We start from the raw sequence: 22,947 nt of genomic DNA on the forward strand, positions 1-22,947 counted from the left end.
TAATCCAAAAAATATATTGGAATATGTCCAAAAAATGTATATTTGAATGCTGCTCAGAAAAGTTAATCAGCTTTTTTATGGGGTATGGAATTAACAATCAATAAGTTTTGAAGTATGGAGAACGAGCTAACCTTAAAACGATTTACTGATGTACGAAGGGAGTTAGGGTACACCCAGGCGGAATTTGCCAATTTAATCGGAGTTAAAAACACAACTGCGGATATTGAAAGGGGACGTACCAAACTCTCTGGAAAAGTGGTGGCCGAGCTTTTAAAGCAATTTAAAATAAATCCGTTGTGGTTGTTTGGTGAAAGTGAGAACAAACATTTGGAAACCTCGCATACCAGTGTTATTCCTAAAGTGGTCACTGTAGATGCCGAAGACCGTGAGAATATGGTGCTGGTAAATGCGAAAGCTGCTGCCGGCTATCCTCAAAATATCCAGGATACCAGTTGGTATCAACAATTACCAGCTTTTGACCTTCCCATACCGGAATTTAGAAATGCCACCTACCGAGGTTTTCAAGTAGAGGGAGACAGTATGCTGCCCAATTTAAGGCCGGGGGAGTGGGTTTTGGCAAAAGCCGTTGAGCATATTGACGATGTGAGTCCCAATAAAATGTATGTGGTGGTGCTTCAAGATGCCGTTTTGGTCAAAAGAATAGAACGTAGGCCCAATTCCAATAATATAACCTTGGTTTCGCTCAATGAATCCTATCCACCGTATGAAATAAAGCCTTTTCAGGTTCAGGAACTATGGCAGGTGAGCAGTCGTATTACCTTTGGGGAAGACGCAAGCACCGAAAAAGGCCTTCTCAAACAATTACAGGAATCCATGGAGGAGCTTAAAGGGCAACTCAAGCATGTAAAGAAAGTCTAATTCTTACTTTCTAAAGCTTAGATTATAGACACCACTTTCCCTGATTTTAAATCCGAGACTTTTGTAAAGGTTGATGGCAGGAGTTCTATGGTGGCCTGTGAACAACATAACTTCGTCTATGCTTTTTCTTTTTGCTTCCTCAAGCAGGCTTTCCATAAGCATACGGCCAATTCCCTTTCCTCGGTAGGCCTCATCAACTACAACGTCTTCTACCAATCCCCTAAACCCGGAAACAACTTTATAGGTGGCCATTAGGGCAATCCCTACAATTTCTTCCTTTTCATCTTTACAGACCATGAAAATGACATGGTTGTCTTCTTGTAGTACTTGATGTAAGGGGCGGGGGATTATGGTATCGTTCAGTTGTTTGTACAGGGTTCGAATCCGTTCCTGATTTTTATCGTTAAGTTCAAATTTGTGCAAAACCTCTATCGTCATGGTAACTTTTTCATTTTATGATTAAAAACCTACGGCGGTATCGTCTCCCCGTTTATCGGCACCACCTTCCAATCGGCCATCTTCCAACACTCGAATAGCGTCTACTTTTCCAATAATAGGAGTGCGCTCTTCATTAATGTTATAGCCTTTGGCTTTTAAATTATCCTTCAGTTCTCGGGAGAAACCTTCCGGTTCAAAGATAACAACATCCGGCAACCATTGGTGATGAAATCTGGGGGCATTTACCGCCTCCTGCATGCTCATATTAAATTCATATCCGTTTAAAATGGTCTGAGCCACGGCAGTAATAATAGTGGAACCTCCGGGTGTACCTACCACCATCCAAAGTTTGCCTTCCTTTTCTACAATGGTGGGAGTCATGCTACTCAGCATTCTTTTTTCTGGGGCGATGCTATTGGCCTCGGCACCTATGAGTCCGAACATATTGGGCACCCCGGCTTTAGCGCTAAAATCATCCATTTCATTATTTAGAAAGAAACCCAGTTCATCACTATATAATTTGGACCCATAAGCACCGTTGAGGGTGGTGGTGACAGATACCGCATTTCCTTCTGCGTCAACAATGGAGTAGTGGGTGGTTTCCATACTTTCGGCCATTTGGATGTTTCCCTCTTTTACCTCCTCGGATTTCGAAGCCTTTTCAAAATAAAAATCGGCCATACGTTCTTCTAAATATGTTCTGCTCAAGAGGACGTCCAGAGGAATATCCGTAAAATCTGGATCTCCTAAATAATAGTTCCTATCCGCATAGGCGCGGCGTGAAGCTTCCGTAAATAATTGAATCGCTTTTTCCGAATTCGGCCCAAACTGCCCAATATCGTAAGGCTCGATCATTTTAAAAATCTGATTAATGGTAACCCCACCGCTACTTGGGGGACTCATAGAAATAATCCGTAAATCTTTATAATTAAAAATAATGGGCTGTCGCCATACAGCTTCGTACTTGGCCAGATCTTCTTCGGTTACGAAACCTCCTTTATCTTGAATAAAGGCGGCCAAGGTTTGGGCTACTTCACCCTTGTAAAACCCATCATGTCCTTTTTGTGAGATGACACGCATGGTTTTGGCCAGTGCCGGATAAGTAACCATATCGTTCACCTTACTATTAATGGGGAAGGTGGTGGAGCTATCGTTCACTTCTAAAATTAGTTCTTTGGCCCACTCGAATCGTTTGGCCTGATTTTCAGTAACAACAATGCCTTTTTCGGCCAATTCGATAACCGGAGCAAAAATTTCTTCCAAGGGCAGGGAACCGAATTTTTTATGAACCGCCATCACGCCGGCTACCGTCCCTGGTACGCCAACTGCGGTAGCTCCCTTGGTGCTCATATTGGGAATGACATTTCCAAGGGAATCCAAATACATATCCTTATGAGCGGAAAGAGGCGCTTTTTCACGGTAATCCAATCCGCCTACATCACCATCTGCTTTGCGGTAAACCAAAAACCCACCGCCGCCTAAATTACCCGCAAAAGGGTAGGCTACCACTAAAGCCATTTCTGTAGCCACCATGGCGTCAAAGGCGTTACCTCCTTTTTTTAAGATTTCAACACCAATTTTAGATGCTTCTTCCCTAGCCGAAACCACCATCGCTTTTTCGGCTACCACGCCTGTGGGAACTGCTGGTTTGGTACGACAGTTGACAATTGCTAAAAGAGAAAGAAAAAATAAGATTTTTACTAAAGGACTTTTTTTCATATTCGGTCGGTTGTTTTGTTAGTCAATTAGGGATACATATTTGTGTTTTGAAAAGACAATTAGCTCTTCAAAAAAATCTGTGAATTCCTTTTCAAAATCGTCGTAATGCTTTTCAAGGTCTACAATGGCAAAATTCATTTTTGAACGATTTTGGGTGCGCCGGTTCATACCGTTCAGTACCTTGCCTATACCCTCCATTTTAGAATAGTTATAGATCCAATTATCGGCAATCATATAGGGCATCATTCTTTTGGTACCCGTGGGCAATATAGGATAGTGGGTTTCCAAAAGGTCGTAAAAACTTTCCACGTAGGAAGCCAGCGGAATATCGCTATAATTTTGCCAGTTTTTTGCCAAAAAGTGATCGTAAAAAATATCTACGATGACACGGCTATAGTGGCTATAGTTCTTATGCAGGCGTTTGCTGCTGATTTTAGGGATTTGATGTGAATCTGTAAACGTATCGATTTCACGGTGTAGCAAAATTCCTTTTTGAACTTTTTCAGGCAGGTGGTCAAATTTGTTTCCCCTTATACTATCGGCAATAAAGTTACCAATGGTGATTTCTTCATCGTCAAAAGAAAGGTAGATGTGTGCAAGAAAATTCATTGCCTCGAATTTACAAATTGCTTACGTAGGTTTTGATGCAGACCACTATATTTGCTAAAACTTTTACTAGATTTTTAAAATATGACACTGATAAAATCAATTTCTGGAATTAGAGGAACCATTGGAGGCAATCCTGGCGATAATTTAACACCTATAGATGCGGTAAAATTTGCGGCGGCTTACGGCACATGGTTAAAAGACTATTCCAAAAAAGAGAAATTAACAGTGGTCATTGGTCGCGATGCCCGTCTATCTGGTGAGATGATACAGAATTTGGTCGTTTCTACTTTGGTGGGGTTGGGAATAGATGTGGTGGACCTTGACCTATCCACGACCCCTACCGTAGAAATTGCGGTGCCTTTAGAAAAAGCGGACGGGGGAATTATTCTAACCGCCAGTCACAATCCAAAACAGTGGAATGCCCTAAAGTTGCTTAATGAAAAGGGAGAGTTTTTAGATGCCGAGCAAGGAGCTAAAATCTTGAAAATAGCCGAAGATGAAGAGTTTGCTTTTTCAGGAGTGGATGATTTGGGAAGCATCGTTAAAAACGACTCATACATAGATATTCACATTGACGAAGTGCTAAATTTAAATTTGGTCGATGCCGATGTAATCAGAAAATCAAAATTCAAAGTGGTGGTTGATGGCGTTAATTCTACCGGTGGCATTGCCATTCCTAAATTATTGCAAGAACTAGGGGTAGAGGTCGTTAAGCTTTATTGTGAGCCCACAGGGCATTTTCCTCATAACCCGGAACCGTTAAAAGAACATCTAGGTGATATTTGTAAGTTGGTGGTAGAGGAAGAAGCTGATTTCGGAATTGTAGTAGATCCGGATGTGGACCGGTTGGCATTTATTGACAATACAGGTGAAATGTTCGGTGAGGAATATACTTTGGTGGCCTGTGCCGATTATGTGTTGGGTAAAACCAAAGGGAATACCGTTTCTAATCTGTCTTCTTCAAGGGCTTTGCGAGATGTCACACAGAAACATGGTGGCACCTATGAGGCCGCTGCCGTTGGAGAAGTAAATGTTGTGACCAAAATGAAGGCGAACGAGGCCATCATTGGAGGAGAAGGTAATGGCGGTATTATCTACCCGGAAAGTCATTATGGTCGAGACGCCTTGGTAGGTACGGCTTTATTTTTAATGTTGATGTCCGAAAGAGGTGGAACGGTTGCTGAACTAAGGGCCAGTTATCCAGCTTATTTTATGAGTAAGAAAAAAATACAATTGACCCCGGAGTTGGATGTGGACGGTATTTTAAAGGCCATGGCCGAAAAATACAAGGATGAGGAAATCTCCACCATTGATGGGGTTAAAATCGATTTTCAGGACAATTGGGTCCATTTGAGAAAATCCAATACCGAACCTATTATACGAATTTATACCGAAGCAGGAAGTCAGCAAGCAGCGGATGAACTGGCCGATCGTATTATTGGTGAAATCAAGACCGTGGCCGGTATTTAAACTTCACCGTTTATGAACAACTTTAGGGGGGTACTGGTTTTATTGTTTTTAGTTCTATTCGGAAGTATGAACTATGCTCAGGACACCCTTAGGGTCATGAGTTTTAATATACTTCATGGAGCTACCGTTAAAAATGATTTTAATTTGGATTCCCTTGCGAGGATTATAAAATCATACAATCCGCACCTGGTCGCATTGCAGGAAGTAGATTTTAAAACCAAGCGGGCCAAAAATTATGACCTGCCTACAGAGTTGGGCTATCGTACTAAAATGGCACCATTATTTGCTCGCGCCATGTATTATGATGGTGGCGAATATGGAGAAGCTATTCTCTCTAAATTCAGTTTTGTTTCCTCAGAGAATTTGGCCTTGCCACATTTGCCTGATTCCGAACCAAGGGCTGCCGCAATCGTACAGGTAGAAACCGCCAACAAGAATCTCGTTCAGTTTGTAGGCACGCATTTAGACCATCAAAATGATAGCAAAGACAGGGAAATGCAGGCAAGGGCTTTGGTAGAGCGATTTCATAAGGATACCATTCCCACGCTGTTATTGGGCGATTTGAATGCCGAATCCAACAGTGAAACCATTTCAATTCTCAAAAATGTTTTTGAACAAGGTGCTTTGGAGGAGGTGAAACAGCCCACTTATCCATCAAAAGCCCCGACTAAAAAAATAGATTACATTCTTTTTGATCGGTCAGGGCGTTGGAAGTTGTTGGATTATCAGATTTTATGCGAAAACTATGCTAGTGATCATTGTATTGTAATGGCTACGCTGCTGCTTTATCCTTAGCTTTTTGCGTATTGAAATATTCGCTTCGTACCACTTTTGAAGTCATATGGGCGCCTGTGTGGTTCCATCCCGGAGGCATGATGACATACATTAATTTATTTTTGATGCCTGGAGCGTTCCAAATGTCTTTTCCGAGCGCAACAAATTCTCCAAAATAGACGTCCATAAAATTGCCCGAATCCATTTCACGGGTAATCCCGTAACGTATTTTTTCATATTCCTTTTCCTCTTGATAGGTGCCAAAGGCGCGGTCCCAAATATTCAATAGGTTGCAGAAGTTGGTATCCATATATAAAGGATTTTTAGCATGATGTACCCTGTGATGGGAGGGAGTCAAAATATACTTGCCTAAAAATCCAAAATTGGCTTTTTTCATTACGTTTTCCCCAACGTGTATAAATGCCCCGTAGGTACCGTCAATGAACATGATAACAAAAAGCATTTCGGGTTGTACCCCTGCTAGGATACAAATAGTGGTTCTAATGGTGTCTGCATACGGCGCTTCCAAAAAGAAATGGGCGTAGGTTACCGATAGGTTCATGTCCTCCGGCGCATGGTGCGTAGAATGTAGGCACCAGAACAAACGGACCTTATGGCCAAGATAATGGTAAATAAAATGTCCAAATTCCCAAATAATATAGGCGTAAATGAACCAGTACCAGGTAGGGCTGGTTTGAAACAAGGCCAAAGGCTGAAACCAACCAATGCAGAGGGTAACCACGGCAATGGCAATGAATCTCCCCACAAATCGGTTAAAAACATAAATTAAAAAATTGACCTTATAAACCCGTGTTTGGGGTTTTTTATAGGCCAACCCTAAAATTAGTTCTAAAAAAACCAATAAAGGAATTATGGGAATAATAAAAGAAGTAATGCCTTCATACGTTCGAAGGACTTCATAGTTGCCAGATTTAAGGATTTCCCATGCTTGGGTGATTCCAAAAAAGCCGACCAGCTCTTCATAGAGGGTTTCAAGAATTTCCATGGACACTAGAATTTTTGGTTGTAAAAATGGTTTGGTCCTGAAATATAAAAAGAACTTCTTAGAATTCTATAAAAACTCTTGAGGAACGCTATTTCTGTGTTTCCATCGCCTATGGGTCCATAAGTAATGTTCCGGTCTCTCGTTGATTTGTTGTTCTGCCAATCTTAAGAAGGTATCTGTAATTTCATTCTTCTCAGTTTGTTTTCCAGAAGCGGTGATGGGTATAAATTCAGCATTGTAATAGCCTCTTTTTACTTTGGATACCTTTAGAAACACCACGGCAAGGTCCATTTTGCGTGCCATTATCTCTGCGCCGTTCACTACAGGAACTTTTATGCCCATAAATTCTGTCCAGTAATGGGCCAAGTGCTTTTGGGGAGATTGGTCGCTCACCATTCCAAAAATTCCCCTGATATGGTCACGATGATTTTTAACTACCGTTGGAACTACCTGTTTTTGTGTGATTAAGGTAGTGTTCCACTTGGAGCGTACTTTTTTGACCCAGTTATCAAAATACTTGTTACTTATTTTTTGATAAACTGCATAGCATTTGGAACTGTAATAGTTATTAATGCTCACGTTCCATTCCCAATTGGCATAATGGGAGCAAACTACGAGAATTGTTTTAGATTTTTCTAGCTCATGGACCACATTGGGATTAACTACGTTGTATCGTTTCTTTACTTCTTCTTTAGAAAGCCCCATGGTTTTCACCATTTCTAGGAAAGTATCGCAAAGATGTCTGTAGAACTTTTTTTCAATGGTTTTTAGTTCTTCATCGGATTTATCCGGTAGCGCCATTTTAAGATTATCCCTAACCACTTTGGTCCTATATCCGGCAATTCTATAAACTATTAAATAAATAAAGTCCGAAAAGGCATAAAATAGTCTGTATGGTAATCTGGAAACAAGCCAAAGTAGGGGATAGGCCAGAACAAAAACAAGCAATTGCATGGTTCGGTTTTAATTGGCAAATATAGCTATATTTGAACCGATTATAAGTTGCGTTGCATGTACAATATGGATTTGGCCACAATAGCGGTCATCGCTGCCAATATACTGGTTTCCTTAAAAGGGTTTAATGATACTTCTTTTTTTGAAAGGTATAAGTTCAATATTTCTGCCATAAATGCCGGCCAGAAAGACAGAATGCTTACCTCTGGGTTTTTGCATGTAGATTGGGCACATCTTTTTTTTAATATGTTCACCTTGTACTTTTTTGCACCTGTGGTTATCGGCTGGCTTGGTACGGGAAAGTTTTTAGTGGTCTATTTCATTAGCTTGTTGGCTGGTAGTCTCTTGGCCATGTTCTTCCATAAAGATGAACCTTATTATAGTGCTGTAGGTGCTAGTGGCGCCGTAACTGGTGTTTTGTACGCCGCTATCTTGCTTCAGCCTGATATGCGCTTAGGCTTCATGTTTATTCCAATACCCTTACCTGCCTATGTTTTTGGAATTGGGTATTTACTTTATTCCATTTATGGGATGCGAAGTAGAATAGGTAATATTGGTCATACGGCCCACTTTGGTGGTGCGGTAGGAGGGTATGTTTCAACCCTGTTATTTCTTCCGCAATTGCTAGTACAGGAAACTTTTATGGTCTTATTATTGGCGGTACCCATCATCGTATTATTTGTAATGGAAAAGATGGGTAAAATATAATTTCACTTCTTTTCAAGAAGATACTTTTCTACCATTTATCGAAACTTTGGGGCATCTCATGGCTCTATTTCCAGCCGTTCATCGAAAAAACTTGTACGAAAATATACACTTGCCCTAATTTTGGCGTTAGATTAGAATCCAAATCTAATTTGTTTAAACCTACTTATAATGAAAAGAGTTTCCCTAACCGCTATTGCGGCACTCTTGTTCGCTGTATCGTGTAGCGACGAAACTACGGTGTATAACGATCCATCTGAGGATGTTGCCGTGGAAAAAAGCGAATCCGTTTTAAAAAGCAGTATTTTATTTGATGATGCCGGTGTGCTGGAAATTGCCAGTGAAGCTTCGCTTTCAGGCAAATTTGCCAAAGGGGCAGAAGAGGAAGCCGGAGATTATCCGCTTACCTTGGTAGCTCGCGTGGACCCGCCTTCCTATTCAGGAGGTGAGAATCTGACAGCATCTCACGTGCACGTGGACAATGATTATGCTTATGTGTCCTACAACACGGTAGAGGACGGTTATGCCGGTGCAATTGATATCGTTAATGTTAGCAACCCTAACGATCCTCAAGTAACTTCGAGGCTATACTATACCAATGCAGATATCAATTCTATAGAATATAATGATGGCTATGTCTATGCGGTTGGTGGTGTAGATGCCGAAAAATCCGTAAGGGCCACTTCCAATTCATTTGTAGTTAAAATTCCTGTTTCTGGAGGAAAAATGGATACAGGTGCCGGACTTACTTATGGTTTTCAAGAAGGTTTCAATGCCACTGATGTAGAGGTTTCCGGTAACAAAGTGTTTGTGACAAGTGGAAAAGATGGATTGATTACCGCTTACAATAAATCAGACCTTAGCGTTGTAACGGATGCTTCTTTTGCAGATTTACGCAGCGTTGCTTTGCATAACGAAACTATTGCAGTTTTGGATGGCAGTACGGGAATTGTTCTCTTGGACCAAGGATTGAACGTTAGTAAGGAAATCGCTATTGATTCGGATTTTGGTAATTTCAGTAAGCGTACGTTGGACATAGACGATAACAGAATTGTAGTTTCTGAAGGTGCCAAAGGTGCCGGAATTTACGATCGCTCAAGTGGAACTTTAAAAGAGTATGTTCCTATTATGCTTAATCCGGAAGGAACAGAGCAGGTAAACATTGTTACCAATGCAGTTGCCACCAACGAAGAAGTATTGTTAATGGCCAACGGTGGTGCAGGATTGTGTTTATCTGAAACGCAACAGGACAATACCAATTTAGTGGGTATTATTGACCTTGATGGCTCCATTAATTACGTAGAGTCTAAAGGTGATTATATTTTTGCGGCCTCTGGAAAATCCGGTCTTCAAATTGTAAAATTAAACAGACCTGATACCAGTCTAGCTGCTCGCTGTGAGGATTTGCCAATTTATTGGGGTAGCAGTAGTTTATCTGTTAACTCCGGAGAGACAAAAGCCTATCGCGGTGCAAAAAGGTTTAATAGGATTACCGTTAACGGTTCCTTATTACTTTGTGGATCATGGACGGTAACAAATAACTCCTATATTAATAGTGATGGACTTTTTGAAATGAACGGGACCTTCGTCATTGGTAGAAACAACAGACGTAGGGATATTACCGTAAACCAAGGGGCAACCTTTAGGGTTGAAGGTAACCTAACTATTTATGGAGACTTAGTCTTAAATGAAGGTTCAACCATTGAATTTATAGGAAGTGATTCTGAGGTCAACATTTTTGGAGAGGTTAAAAAACTTGGAAATGTTACCGTTAAAGGTGAATTCAATGATGTAAGAAATAAATTTTAACTCGAAATAGTTCAAACCAAAAACCCCGAACAGCTATGTTCGGGGTTTTTTAATTCTGTAAAATCAGTTTTCTTCTTAATTAAGAAGCTCGGCAACCTTTGCTTCTAAAGCTGGGCCACGTAAATTCTTGGCAATAATAACGCCGTTTTCGTCCAAAAGAAATGCAGCTGGAATAGCGTTAACATTGTATAGCTTGGCGATTGGATCATTAAAATAGGCAACATGCGAAACATGGTTCCATGTGAGTCCATCGTCTTCAATAGCCTTTTTCCATGCGTCGGCAGTTCTATCCAAAGAAACTCCAATAATATTTAATCCCTTTTCGTGGTACTTGTTATAAACGGATACTACATTAGGGTTTTCCGCTCTACATGGCTTGCACCAGGCCGCCCAAAAATCGATTAAAGTAACCTTTCCTAAAACATCGGCCAGTGCCACATCCTTGCCATCTGGGTTAGGAGCGGTAAATTCAGGTGCCTTTGCGCCAATGGATGTATTCTTCTCATTTTCCTCGGCTTTTTTCTGGGCTTCCAGTTTTTCCATGATACTTTTGGCAATCTTGGTATTTTTGATTTCAGGGGAAAGGGCATCATACATGCTCTGGGCTTCCTCTGCCGTTACGGTCCTGGTGCCCACCGCTCGATCTATCAACAGCGCGGTAATCAAAGCGTCCGGATGTTGTTTGATGTAATCCAGCTCAAAATTCTTGTAAGTCTCCTGAAGCTCTTGCATTTCGTCCCGTAAAGAAATGGCTGTTGCCGTATCCCTACTTACATTGGCCTGTTGCATATCTTGTTGTATGGACTGGGCTCTTAGGGTTAGTTCCTTGGATTGCTCCATATAATCCGTGAAGATTTCGTTTTGTGGTGTACCTTTTACTTCTGCCATACCAAGACTGTCCTTTTGTGCAGATAATTGGATAGAGCCGTTTTCAAGAATTACTGGGGCGTATCCCATTAGGTTTTCCACAAAAAGGTAATGCATTTCAGGCGCATCCATTTTACCGGTAAAGGAGAATTTTCCGTTTTCTACCGTAGTGGTATCAACATCTACAGGTTGCCCATTCTCTCCTACAGCTCTCAGATAAACGTTGGTGCCGTTTTCAACTTCTCCTCTAATGTTCCCGTCAACGGTATACCCTTCCGGTTTTTGATTACAAGCGCTAAGGCCAATTAAAATGGATAAGGTCGCTACTATTTTTTTCATTATGTGATTTTAGTTGCGGTAAAAATAGTCATATAGTTAAAATAAAAAAAGCCCTTAACATTTGCTGTTAAAGGCTTGTTTTGAGTGATTTTGGTTTAAAATTGATATCGTACCCCAAGGGCAATATCAAAATTAAAGGTATTGTCAAATTCACTATATCCAATTAGTCCTAATTCCGGTCTAAAATCCAAGGAAACCAATAATGGAAAATCAAAATTATATTCCACACCCACGTCGCCGGCCACAAAGACAAATAGACCGCCATCCGGGTCGTAGGGTATGCCATTGTTGTTTAGTTTAGGGGCAAAATCTACACTTCCAGCACCGCCCCCTACGCCATAAAACCAGTTAAAACCACGGTCAATATTATAGACCCATTGGTAAATACCGGTAAGTTTAAGGGCGTCAAATTCCCTACTGTCCCTCCAGCCCAGGTCAATTTCTGCCCGGGTGTATCTTCCTATGAGCTTTTGATAAGATATTTCAGCGCCAAAGCCATCACTATCACCTAGCCTTAGACCTAGGGCATGATCGGATATTTCTTGTGAATATAGGTTGCTAAGGGCTGCAAAAAAGGCCAAAAAGGCCAGTAACTTCATTTTTTTCATAATCATATACAATTTTGTCTAAAAATAGATTTAAGGGGTCCCGTTCAAGCATAAAAACTTAATTTAGCGTGCAAAATTGTCTACCATTGAATAAAAATTTACTCGAGGGATTGGGAGCATCCCTTCAAGGCCAGCTGTTATCTGATGAATTAACCAAGGCATTATACGCTACAGATGCCTCCGTATACCGAAAAATTCCTTTAGCGGTTACCTTTCCAGAAACGAAGGACGATATTAAAAAAATCATTCGTTTTGCCAATGAGAACGAAGTGGGTATCATTCCTAGGACGGCCGGTACATCATTGGCAGGGCAATGTGTAGGTGATGGTATTGTGGTAGACGTTTCTAGAAACTTCACCAAAATTCTTTCTTTGGATGTGGACAAAAAGCAGATTACGGTTCAACCAGGGGTAATTAGGGACGAGCTTAATCAGTACCTGGCACCACACGGATTATTTTTTGGGCCCAATACGTCCACTGCCAATAGATGCATGATCGGGGGAATGGTAGGTAATAATTCTTCCGGTACTACCTCCATACAGTATGGGGTAACCAGAGATAAGATTATTTCAATGAAGACCATCTTATCGGATGGTAGCGATGCCGAATTTACGTCCCTTTCAGTAGATGAATTCCAAAAAAAGTTAGAAGGCGATAATCTTGAATCTTCTATTTATAAAAACATATATAAAGAGCTTTCTGATAAAGAGATAAAGGAAGAAATTTTAGAGCAGTTTCCGAAGCCGGAAATACACAGGAGAAATACCGGTTATGCCGTAGATGAACTATTGCACAATTCGGTTTTTAGTGAAAATAGTGCTGATTTTAATATGTGCCAATTGCTGAGCGGTAGCGAGGGTACTTTAGCGTTTACAACAGAAATCACTCTTCAATTGGATGATTTGCCCCCTGCATACGCGGCAATGGTAGTGACCCATTATCACACGCTGGAAGATTGTTTGTTGGATGTGGCGCCGGTTATGGAACACTCGCTACATCTATGTGAGATGATGGACAAGGTAATTTTGGACTGCACCAAAAACAACCGGGAGCAATTAAAAAATAGATTCTTTGTTGAAGGAGACCCTGCGGCGTTGCTTATGCTGGAACTAAAGGCCAATTCCCAAGAAGACTTGGATGCCCAAATTGCTTCCTTACAAGCTACTGTTGATAAATCTGGGTTATCTTATGCCAACCCAGTGTTGTACGGGGCGGATATTAACAAGGCCATCGAATTAAGGAAGGCCGGATTAGGGCTTTTGGGTAATATGGTAGGGGACAAGAAAGCCGTTGCCTGTATTGAGGATACGGCTGTGGCTGTGGAAGACCTCAGTGCTTTTATAGCGGAATTTACCGCAATTATGAAGGGATATAACCAAAGCGCGGTGTATTATGCGCACGCCGGTGCGGGGGAATTGCATTTGCGACCCATCCTTGATCTTAAGAAAAAAACCGATGTAGGCCTTTTTAGGGATATTACTACTGATGTAGCAAAACTTACTAAAAAATACAAAGGTTCTTTTAGCGGTGAGCATGGCGATGGAATTGTACGGGCAGAATTCATACCATTGATGATCGGGGAAAAGAATTATGAGCTCCTGAAAAGAGTGAAGTCCTATTTTGACCCTAAAAACATTTTCAATCCAGGCAAGATTGTGGATGCATACCCAATGGATGAATCCCTTCGCTATGAAATCGATAGGGAAGAACCGGAAGTGGAGACTTTGTTGGATTTCTCGGATAGTCAGGGTATTTTAAGAGCTGCGGAGAAGTGCAACGGTAGTGGTGACTGCAGAAAAACGGAAAGTATGAAGGGCGCCATGTGCCCTAGTTATCATGCCACCCGAAATGAGCAGCATACCACAAGAGGGAGAGCGAACGCATTACGTGAGTTTTTGACCAATTCCGATAAGGTAAATAAGTTTGATCAAAAGGAACTAAAAGAGGTCTTTGATTATTGCCTTAGCTGTAAAGCTTGCTCCAGCGAATGTCCTAGCAATGTGGATATTGCTACTTTAAAAGCGGAATTTCTATATCAATACCAAGAGGAAAACGGGTATTCCCTGCGCAGTAAATTGTTTGCCCATAATACCAAACTCAACAAATTAGGAAGTAAGGTATCTGGGTTGACCAATGCCATGTACGACTCTTCGTTAATTGGTGGGTTGCTTAAGAAAACGGCCAATGTAGCACCTCAAAGAAGTCTTCCAAAAGTTTCAAGTTTCAATTTTGATAAACACTTGCAACTATTTAAAGAGCAAAACACTACAAATAAAAGAAAAGTTGTTCTTTATATTGATGAGTTCAGTCATTATTTAGATATTGAACTGGGCAAGGATGCCATAGAACTTTTAGTTAAACTGGGTTATGATGTGCAGCTATTTTATGCTGAAAGCGGACGTACCTATCTTTCAAAAGGCTTTTTAAAACAGGCCAAAATATTGGCATTGGAAAATATTCCAAAGCTTAAAAAATTCGCGGACGATCAGTTGCCGGTCATTGGGTTGGAACCTTCCGCAGTCTTGACTTTTAGGGATGAATACAAAAGGTTTGTTAATGATACGGAAACTACCAACGCCATTGCATTAAACTCCTACTTGTTAGAGGAGTTCTTGGCGCAGGAAATACAAAAAGGGGAACTTACCTCAGACCTGTTTACCAAAGAGGCCAAAACGGTTAAAATTCACAGTCATTGCCATCAAAAATCATTGAGCAACCAAAAAGTAACGTTTGATGTGCTCAATCTACCGGAAAATTATTCGGTGTCCATTATTAGCTCTGGTTGTTGCGGCATGGCGGGGTCCTTTGGATATGAGAAAGAACACTATGAAGTAAGCATGCAAATAGGGGAGCTTAAATTGTTTCCAGCGGTAAGAAAGAGCCCTGAGGATTCCATAATTTCAGCAAATGGAACGAGTTGCAGGCATCAAATTTATGACGGAACCAAAAGAAAGGCTTTGCACCCGGTTACTATTTTAAAAAATGCTTTAATAAAGTAGAGGTTAATCGCGCTGGTCTTTCTTCTTTTTTAATCTTCTTGTTTCGGTGTGGGTAGCTAACTGTTCAAAAAGTTCCTGTATATCCATTTCACGTAGTTCCATGTCCATAAAAAAGGGAGACAATTTATCATGCTGGTACCGGTAAATTTTCCATCGCTTAAAGTTGTACTCCAATGAGGTTAGGTTTTTTACCCAATCTCCCGAATTCAGGTAGGTACAATGACTGTCCCTAATTTTGTACCGTTCTTTTTTGGGGTGGTGCAGGTGACCGCATACCACATAATCATAATGCTTTCTAACGGCCATTTTTACCGAAAATTCCTCAAAATCATTGATATAGGTGGTAATGGCATTTTCTTTACTCGTTAAGGATAAGGTGGGACGCTTTTTGCCGCTCTTGTAATAAATGTAATTGGTGAACTTATTAAAGGAAAATAGAAGTTGATAGCCAAAAGAGCCCAATTTCGCCAGCCAGTTGATATTCAGAAAAGGATTGTCAAATACATCGCCATGAAAGAACCATGCTTTTTTACCATCCAGTTGAAGGACCAGTTTGTCCACAATGTGAATATTGCCCATTGAAGTGCCGGAAAGCTTTCGTAGGACTTCATCCCTATTGCCGGTAATGAAAAAGACTTGTGTACCTTTGGAGGCCAAGGCCATGATTTTACGAATGACCTTCATATGTGATTTTGGAAAATACCGTTTATTAAACTGCCCTACATCAAGAATATCACCGTTTAAAATGAGTTTTTTAGGCTCAATGCTATGTAAATACGTATTCAGTTCATCTGCATGGCAGTTCAAAGAACCTAGGTGAACATCTGAAATGACAACGACTTCTAGTTTACGCTTTTTCAAATTGATGGAATTTTCCTCCAAAAAAGAACTTTTATATAAATTAAAGGTAAACTAGCCAATAACAATGTATTATGTTCTGCTTCAAACCCTTGTCTTTTACTTTGCAAGACTGTTAATTAAAATTTAACTTTGAGGTCTTTAAATAGATTAAAAATCTAAGAACGGCCGATGGTGGATATCGGCTTTATTTATATCATAACCTTGTTCGGTTAGCTAATTTTAAGGGAATTCTATGGCGGGAAATTCATTTGGAAATATATTTAAACTAAGCACTTTTGGCGAATCTCACGGTGCAGCCATTGGCGGGGTTCTAGATGGATGCCCTTCAGGTATCGAAATAAACCTTGAGGCCATTCAAAAAGAATTGGACCGCCGTAAACCAGGGCAATCGGCCATCGTAACTCAAAGGAAGGAACCGGACACTGTTGAGTTTTATTCCGGTATTTTTGAGGGAAAGACCACAGGTACGCCCATCGGCTTTGCCATTCATAACACCAATCAAAAATCCAAAGATTACTCCCACATTAAAGATTCTTATCGTCCTTCGCACGCTGATTACGTATACGATCAGAAATACGGATTTCGGGATTATCGTGGAGGCGGGCGTAGTTCGGCACGTGAAACGGCCAGTAGGGTAGTGGCAGGGGCTATTGCCAAGCAATTTTTATCGGAAATTGAAATCAACGCCTTTGTATCGCAAGTAGGAACCATGAAATTGGAAACCCCTTATCAGGAATTGGATTTTTCCAATATCGAGAAAAATCCCGTTCGCTGTGCAGATATGGAAATGGCTTCCCGAATGGAAGATTACATCAAAGAGATTCGAAAAGAAGGTGATACCATTGGCGGTGTTATCACTTGTGTGGCCAAAAATGTACCGATCGGACTTGGGGAACCTGTTTTTGATAAACTTCATGCCGAATTGGGCAAAGCGATGCTATCCATCAATGCCGTAAAAGGCTTTGAATACGGCAGCGGTTTTGAAGGCGTACAAATGAAGGGTAGCCAGCACAACGATCAATTTAACCAAGACGGCAGTACCAAAACCAACCACAGTGGCGGAATTCAAGGAGGTATCAGCAACGGGATGGATATTTACTTTAACGTTGCTTTTAAACCCGTGGCCACGCTAATTCAGCCTTATGAAACTATCGATAAAGACGGGAATACCGTGCAGACCCAAGGAAAAGGAAGGCATGACCCCTGTGTAGTTCCCAGGGCCGTACCCATTGTTGAGGCGATGACCGCTTTGGTATTGGCAGATTACACCTTGCTAAATCGTACCATCAAGGGAAAAGAATAAGAATTTTTAGGAAATTGATATTTTCTATGTTCATTGGAATGTTGTTTTTCGGCTTTCTGAGCAAAAACTGTATATTACTTGCTTAAACTTTAAATGCATGCGAAAACTGGAATTACACTGGAAGATTCTCATAGGAATGCTGTTGGGAATCGCCTTTGGCTTTTTAATGACCAATTTTGAATGGGGACCCAAATTTGTACAAGATTGGATCAATCCCTTTGGGAGTATCTTCGTTAAGCTACTCAAATTAATTGCCATTCCGTTAATTCTTGCTTCGCTGGTAAAAGGGATATCCGATTTAAAGGATATTTCAAAATTCCGAAATATAGGTCTCAGGACGATTGCCATTTACATTGGTACTACGGTGGTAGCGATTACTATTGGACTTTTATTGGTAAATACCATAAAGCCCGGAAATGGTATTTCCGAAGACACCATTGCCCAACTTACCGAAACCTATTCCAATGACAGCGGGGTTACTTCTAAGCTAGAGGAAGCCTCCCGCCAAAAGGAAAGCGGACCGTTACAGTTCTTAGAAGACATGGTTCCCGACAATGCCTTTAAGGCATTAGGGGACAACAGTTCCATGCTGCAGGTGATATTTTTTACCATCTTTTTGGGTATTTCCATGCTTTTGATCGGAGAAAAGAACGCCAAGCCGCTTAAAAAGTTTTTTGATTCCTTGAACGAGGTGGTGCTTAAAATGGTGGATTTGATCATGCTAACGGCACCCATTGCCGTTTTTGCCCTTTTGGCAAATGTGGTAGTTTCATCGGGAGACCCTGATATTCTTTTGGCACTTTTGAAGTATGCCGGAGTTGTGGTTTTAGGTCTTCTTTTAATGATTGTTTTCTACAGTTTGGTGGTTGGAACGTTTACAAAGTACAATCCGTGGACCTTCCTTCAGAAAATAAGTCCGGCGCAGTTATTAGCCTTTAGTACCAGTTCCAGTGCGGCGACCCTTCCGGTAACTATGGAAAGGGTAGAGGAGCACATTGGGGTAGATAAGGAAATTTCCAGTTTTGTGCTTCCGGTAGGCGCTACCATCAATATGGATGGCACCAGTCTTTATCAAGGGGTAGCCGCCGTTTTTATTGCCCAAGCATTAAGTTTTGATTTGAGCTTTAGCGGACAGTTAACCATTGTACTGACCGCCCTTTTGGCGTCCATTGGTTCAGCTGCCGTACCTGGAGCGGGTATGGTGATGTTGGTAATTGTGTTGGAAGCTATCGGTTTTCCTGCGGACAAACTGGCCATTGGTCTGGCCTTGATTTTTGCGGTAGATAGACCCTTGGATATGTTGCGTACTGTAGTAAACATCACTGGAGATGCCTGCGTGTCTATGATGGTAGCGAAATCCGTTGGTAAGAGCATGAAACCTAAAGTGAAGAATTGGGACGACAATTTTGATGAGGTCAAATAACTAACCATTAAACTTACGATAGCGTGCTTGGGCAAACATGTAAAGTCCGTAGCATACCAATCCCGCAGCAACGATTCCCATTAACCACGGACCGGAAGAAGTTTCCTGAAGAAAGGAAAACGCTTCTTTGGTACCTTTTATGGAATCATCGGCTGAAAACGAAAAGCCTGCTTTTAAGAAAAAATAGGAAATGATGCACGTGAGGATACCTCGTGAAATGAGTCCGCCGTAGCCAAAAGTCTTAATGGCCCTTCTTTTCTTACTATCGGAAATACTGCCAATCTCAAACTTCTGAAGAAAATCGCCTTTGTATGCTTTTATAAATTGATAAATACCCTTCCCTGCCAATGCCAATCCTATGGCGATAAAAAGGTAGGTCTTTAGTTGCGGACCTAAAAAAGAACCGCCTCCGCCACCGCCGCCAGAGGAAGGCTCATAAAATATATCTACTATCGAAAAAATGCCGAGCCCCAAATAAATGAGTCCGCTAATGAAAAAGGAAACCCGCTTAACCAGCCCTTTGTTATCCGTACCTATGTTTTCCGGGTCTTGAATGCTTTGAATAAAGCGCCATAGGGCATAACAGATAAGACCGATACCTAAAAGCGCCAAAAGCACCTTTCCAAAGGGTTGTTTTTCCAAGAATTCTATCACCTGAAATTTTCCTGCCTTGGAACCTCCTAAATTAAAGGCAGCCAAAAAAGCCAATATTCCTGTAATGCCATAAACGGCTCCCTTGGCTATGAAGCCGGTATAGGCTACTTTTTTAATCTTATCGTCCATTGCAAATGTTTTCTACAATGGTAGCAAATTGAAGGTGTGAGGGTTAACCCTATCAAACGGACTTTAAACCCAATGAAGAATTATCAAAGAAATTTTGCTTTTAATTCCGGGGTGGGAATCATACATTGGTCTTTTTTACCATACCACTTGTAGCGATTTTTGGCAATAAAATCGTATACGATATCACGGATAGTGCTCGGTATCCATAGTAAAATGGAAGATAGACCTCTATATCCTCGCAATTTTTTGCCAATTTCCAGGGCAGCGGTCGATTTGGTGTAGTAGGCCGTTCCGGGGTCAATCAATATAATGGAATCTACCTTTGAAGTATCGATACCCCGCTCTTTGGTCAATTGCTGACCCACCTCGCTTTGTAGGGCTGCATAGCGAAACACATCTTTTTTATCCCTTTTGATAACAAACTGCACGGCATTGTTGCAAAGATTGCAAACGCCGTCGAAAAGAATGATTTGTTTGGTTGTTTCCATAGAGAAAGTGCTTATTGGCTACAAATATAGGTAGTTGTATAGATATTTTATTGTAGCCAATTTAGGGTCTAATAAATCATGAACATATATTGTTAAAATCACTTAAAACGACTGGTCAAAATTTTCATTTTGGTTATCATTTAATTGGTCAAATGCTTTGTTTATAACAAATCGGTTTAAATAATTTGAAAGGTTATCCAAGTCCTGATAAATGGAAAATTCGTTTATCCCATATTGTTCTAAGTTTCTTAAGATTGACTTTTTAGAACTTCCTTTGATTCGAAGTTTAATAAATGTGTTTTGCTTTAATAATTCGTCCAAACTCATCTTTGGATTGTTGGATATAGAAAAAACACCTCTCTGGTTGATGACTCTAGCCGATATACCTTTTGGAAAAAAAATACCTGAAACGGACGTTTCCGGACAAAATGGACCAAAATCATTTGTCATAAGAAGACGATTTTTAAAATCCATAATGTATACAGAAGCATCTTGGTTTTCATTTGAATCATATGTCGCAAAATAGAGGGCAACCAACGGGTTTTTCGTCCAATCTAGTAGTCTTGTGGCCAAACCATGGTGTTGAGCCAAAGTTAGTTCATCCCATTGGTCAACAGGTTGGATTGGCAATAAATGACCTGCATATCTCATCCAAGAACTAATTATTACTTTTTCTTTGATATACTTTGGTACATTTTCGGAGTAATCTGGTCTACCAATTTTAGGTATAAGTTTCCAATTAAAATTTTTCTGTCCTCTGTAAATAAAATTTGATGTAGAATAGTTCTCTATGGTTTTATGGAAGTCTATAAAACTATCGATGTTTATTATTTTCATTAATTCTAACCTTTCGATTAATTGGTAAAAAGTAAGTATTCAAAATTAATCATGTATACCTAAAAGAAATTGAACTTAGTTAAAAAAACTACAACCCATTCAAAAAAGTATTTAAATCCTGCTCTTTGCCCAGTCCCAATTTCTTTTTTAAACGGTATTTAGACTTTAGAATGCTATCGGGCAAGACATTGAGGGTGGCCGCAATTTCTTTGGTGGTCAGGTTCATACGTAAAAAGGCCGCCAATCGTATTTCCTTTTCACTGATATCGGCATAAATGGTCTTTAGTTTTTGGTCAAAATCGTTGTGTACTTCAGAAAAATAGGTTTTAAAGACTTCCCAATCCTTATCCGAGGCATTCTCCTTTTTTAACAGCATAACCATGCGCCTGAATTCGGTTTTAAACTTGTCCGGCAAGTTTTTTACGTTCTCCAGATTCTCCATTAATTCTTGAATAAACGTATTCTTTTGTACTAAATGGAGGGTCTGGCTCGCCAATTCCTTTTGTTTATGCTCAATTTCCTGCTGGTAAATGGCTTCCTGTTTTTCACGGGCAATGCTATTCTTCTTTATGCGCTGCCGAAACCCGAAATACAACAATCCCGAAACAAGAACAAAGGCCGCCATTCCCCCCGCATATAGTCCCTTGGTGAGCTGGTCCACCTTTGCCTTTTCATTGAGTACGGCTATTTCTTCCTCCTGTAGCGCCAAGGCAGCCTCTTTTTTTTCGGTTTCGTAAATGGTTTTGAGTTCTGCTATTTGTTGCGCTTTTCGGGTGGAGTAGAGGCTATCGTTAATTAGTGCGTATCTATTAAAGTTGGTATAGGCATCATTGGTGTTGCCCATTAGTTTTTGTAATTCAGCTCTTGTTTTTAGGGCATCCCTTAAAGTGGGTAAAGCTTCTATTTCTTCTGAAATGGCGATCACCTTGTTAATATCGGTCAAAGCACTTTGATAATCTTTCTGAACCATTTTTAAATTGGCCATTTCGTGTAGGGCGGCCGTAAGGTTTAATTTAATATCTTCTTTTTTGGCGATTTCGATTGATTCCTCTAACAGGGAACGAGCCCGTGCAATATCACCTTGTTTGTATTGTAACCTGCCCAAATCTTTTAAGTTGGTGGCCATCATGGTCTGCACGTTAATTTCTTTGGCAAGCTCAAAAGATTCTTCCAGTAAACTGTTTGCTTTTTCTGTATTTGCCAGTTTTTCAGAAGCTAAACCTGCGGTGTTTAAAGCATAACTAGCATAAATTTTATCATCGTTCTCCTTATAGATGACAATGGCCTTCATAGCATAATCTAGGCTGGAAGCGAAATTTTCCTGCTGAAATTCAATATCTGCCAATTGCTTTAGAGCATCGGCCTTTCGTACTTCATCTCCCTTATTCTCAAAAAACCTTAGGGCTTTTAAAGTCTGTTCCAAGGCAATCAGATAGTTACCCTTTTCAAAATGGATTCCTCCCAAGACTTCATACTCTGAACCTCTTAAATCAAAATTTCCCAAATCGGAATTACTCCTATTTTCTTCGGTATACATCTGTAAAATGAATTGGGTGGTCTCAATGGCTTTGTCAAAATCACCTGCCTCTCGTTGAATGGTTGCAAGGGAATGCAGGGCGAAAATCTGTCCCTTGACCGAATTCATATCCTTAAAGGCTTTCAAGGCCTTATGGTGAAAAAAGGATGCAGAGTCATTTTTAGATTGATTGTAATAGTAATTGCCGAACTGTAAATATCCATTGGCAATGCCCTTTTCATAATCTATTCGGTTGGAGAGGTCAAATGCTTCACGGGCATATAACAAAGCGCGCTCGTTATCCATGAACATCATTCGCTCATGAATACGTGAAAGTACCTGTGCCTTTTCAATATTATCAGGTAAATGATCGGCACGTTGGATGAGGCTATCCAATTCTTGTTGTCTGCTTTGTGCAAAACAAACGAAATAATAAAGGCAGAAAAAAAGGAAGAGTTTGATATTCAGTTTCATATCGGTTGGATTAGGTATGGGAAAGATAGAAAGAAAAGAGCTTACCAATTAGCATTTGTCCATCCCCAAAATACGTTTGTCCATGT

Annotated in this window: 20 protein-coding genes; 8 read left to right on the top strand and 12 right to left on the bottom strand. The window is 40.5% G+C overall.

Annotation, left to right across the window (positions count from 1 at the left end):
• Window positions 1-114 precede the first annotated feature (114 nt).
• Window positions 115-879 (top strand): XRE family transcriptional regulator, encoded by a 765-nt coding sequence (locus tag IL355_RS06745; protein ID WP_192461420.1) that lies wholly within the window; start codon window positions 115-117, stop codon window positions 877-879.
• Window positions 880-882: 3 nt separating this feature from the next.
• On the opposite strand, the gene IL355_RS06750 is transcribed toward IL355_RS06745, so the two are convergent.
• Genes IL355_RS06750 through IL355_RS06760 form a run of 3 tightly spaced genes read right to left on the bottom strand, consistent with a single transcriptional unit; the run spans window position 883 to window position 3,645 of the window.
• A complete protein-coding gene (locus IL355_RS06750; protein ID WP_192461421.1) occupies window positions 883-1,317 on the bottom strand; it encodes a GNAT family N-acetyltransferase in 435 nt (144 codons plus the stop codon).
• A gap of 21 nt (window positions 1,318-1,338) precedes the next feature.
• Window positions 1,339-3,036: a gamma-glutamyltransferase gene (ggt, locus tag IL355_RS06755; RefSeq protein ID WP_192461422.1), complete on the bottom strand. Its 1,698-nt coding sequence runs from the start codon at window positions 3,034-3,036 to the stop codon at window positions 1,339-1,341.
• Window positions 3,037-3,054: 18 nt separating this feature from the next.
• Window positions 3,055-3,645 (bottom strand): acyl carrier protein phosphodiesterase, encoded by a 591-nt coding sequence (locus IL355_RS06760; RefSeq protein ID WP_192461423.1) that lies wholly within the window; start codon window positions 3,643-3,645, stop codon window positions 3,055-3,057.
• An 81-nt stretch (window positions 3,646-3,726) separates the two neighbouring features.
• Here IL355_RS06760 and glmM point away from each other — a divergent pair, with 81 nt between their 5' ends.
• Together glmM and IL355_RS06770 are read left to right on the top strand one after the other, a co-directional pair.
• A complete protein-coding gene (gene glmM / locus IL355_RS06765; protein WP_192461424.1) occupies window positions 3,727-5,115 on the top strand; it encodes a phosphoglucosamine mutase in 1,389 nt (462 codons plus the stop codon).
• Between the two features lie 12 nt (window positions 5,116-5,127).
• A complete protein-coding gene (locus IL355_RS06770; RefSeq protein ID WP_192461425.1) occupies window positions 5,128-5,910 on the top strand; it encodes an endonuclease/exonuclease/phosphatase family protein in 783 nt (260 codons plus the stop codon).
• Here IL355_RS06770 and IL355_RS06775 read toward each other — a convergent pair.
• Both IL355_RS06775 and IL355_RS06780 read right to left on the bottom strand, forming a co-directional pair.
• Window positions 5,888-6,895, bottom strand: coding sequence for a sterol desaturase family protein (locus IL355_RS06775; protein WP_192461426.1), 1,008 nt, complete (start codon window positions 6,893-6,895; stop codon window positions 5,888-5,890). The two genes, IL355_RS06770 and IL355_RS06775, sit on opposite strands and share 23 nt — an antisense overlap.
• Before the next feature lie 66 nt (window positions 6,896-6,961).
• On the bottom strand, window positions 6,962-7,849 hold the full coding sequence (locus tag IL355_RS06780; RefSeq protein WP_192461427.1) for a lysophospholipid acyltransferase family protein: 888 nt from the start codon (window positions 7,847-7,849) through the stop codon (window positions 6,962-6,964).
• A 57-nt stretch (window positions 7,850-7,906) separates the two neighbouring features.
• Here IL355_RS06780 and IL355_RS06785 point away from each other — a divergent pair, with 57 nt between their 5' ends.
• Window positions 7,907-8,557, top strand: coding sequence for a rhomboid family intramembrane serine protease (locus IL355_RS06785; RefSeq protein WP_192461428.1), 651 nt, complete (start codon window positions 7,907-7,909; stop codon window positions 8,555-8,557).
• A 168-nt stretch (window positions 8,558-8,725) separates the two neighbouring features.
• The gene (locus IL355_RS06790; RefSeq protein ID WP_192461429.1) at window positions 8,726-10,363 is read left to right on the top strand and encodes an LVIVD repeat-containing protein; all 1,638 of its coding nucleotides are present in this window, start codon (window positions 8,726-8,728) and stop codon (window positions 10,361-10,363) included.
• A gap of 75 nt (window positions 10,364-10,438) precedes the next feature.
• Here the strand turns inward: IL355_RS06790 and IL355_RS06795 are convergent, their stop codons facing one another.
• Window positions 10,439-11,569, bottom strand: a complete 1,131-nt coding sequence (locus tag IL355_RS06795; RefSeq protein WP_192461430.1) for a TlpA disulfide reductase family protein — start codon at window positions 11,567-11,569, stop codon at window positions 10,439-10,441.
• Between the two features lie 95 nt (window positions 11,570-11,664).
• The gene (locus IL355_RS06800; RefSeq protein WP_380081217.1) at window positions 11,665-12,177 is read right to left on the bottom strand and encodes a hypothetical protein; all 513 of its coding nucleotides are present in this window, start codon (window positions 12,175-12,177) and stop codon (window positions 11,665-11,667) included.
• Between the two features lie 86 nt (window positions 12,178-12,263).
• On the opposite strand from IL355_RS06800, the gene IL355_RS06805 reads away from it, so the two are divergent.
• A complete protein-coding gene (locus IL355_RS06805; protein ID WP_192461431.1) occupies window positions 12,264-15,176 on the top strand; it encodes an FAD-binding and (Fe-S)-binding domain-containing protein in 2,913 nt (970 codons plus the stop codon).
• A 3-nt stretch (window positions 15,177-15,179) separates the two neighbouring features.
• Here IL355_RS06805 and IL355_RS06810 read toward each other — a convergent pair whose 3' ends face one another.
• The gene (locus IL355_RS06810; protein WP_192461432.1) at window positions 15,180-16,037 is read right to left on the bottom strand and encodes a UDP-2,3-diacylglucosamine diphosphatase; all 858 of its coding nucleotides are present in this window, start codon (window positions 16,035-16,037) and stop codon (window positions 15,180-15,182) included.
• Window positions 16,038-16,269: 232 nt separating this feature from the next.
• Between IL355_RS06810 and aroC the strand changes: the two genes are divergently transcribed.
• Together aroC and IL355_RS06820 are read left to right on the top strand one after the other, a co-directional pair.
• The gene (gene aroC, locus IL355_RS06815) at window positions 16,270-17,340 is read left to right on the top strand and encodes a chorismate synthase (protein WP_192461433.1); all 1,071 of its coding nucleotides are present in this window, start codon (window positions 16,270-16,272) and stop codon (window positions 17,338-17,340) included.
• Window positions 17,341-17,437: 97 nt separating this feature from the next.
• Window positions 17,438-18,763: a dicarboxylate/amino acid:cation symporter gene (locus IL355_RS06820; protein ID WP_192461434.1), complete on the top strand. Its 1,326-nt coding sequence runs from the start codon at window positions 17,438-17,440 to the stop codon at window positions 18,761-18,763.
• Here the strand turns inward: IL355_RS06820 and IL355_RS06825 are convergent, their stop codons facing one another.
• From IL355_RS06825 to IL355_RS06840, 4 genes are all read right to left on the bottom strand, one after another.
• Complete coding sequence (locus IL355_RS06825) at window positions 18,764-19,546, bottom strand: DUF1206 domain-containing protein (RefSeq protein ID WP_192461435.1); 783 nt, start codon at window positions 19,544-19,546, stop codon at window positions 18,764-18,766.
• 83 nt (window positions 19,547-19,629) lie between these two features.
• Window positions 19,630-20,034: a thiol-disulfide oxidoreductase DCC family protein gene (locus IL355_RS06830; protein ID WP_192461436.1), complete on the bottom strand. Its 405-nt coding sequence runs from the start codon at window positions 20,032-20,034 to the stop codon at window positions 19,630-19,632.
• Between the two features lie 102 nt (window positions 20,035-20,136).
• Window positions 20,137-20,871 carry an FRG domain-containing protein gene (locus IL355_RS06835; protein ID WP_192461437.1) on the bottom strand — a complete coding sequence of 245 codons (735 nt, stop codon included), beginning with the start codon at window positions 20,869-20,871 and terminating at the stop codon, window positions 20,137-20,139.
• Window positions 20,872-20,959: 88 nt separating this feature from the next.
• On the bottom strand, window positions 20,960-22,861 hold the full coding sequence (locus tag IL355_RS06840; RefSeq protein WP_192461438.1) for a tetratricopeptide repeat protein: 1,902 nt from the start codon (window positions 22,859-22,861) through the stop codon (window positions 20,960-20,962).
• Between the last annotated feature and the right edge of the window lie 86 nt (window positions 22,862-22,947).

It is taken from the genome of Euzebyella saccharophila (genome assembly GCF_014855495.1).
In the GTDB taxonomy this organism is placed as follows: Bacteria; Bacteroidota; Bacteroidia; order Flavobacteriales; family Flavobacteriaceae; genus Euzebyella; species Euzebyella saccharophila.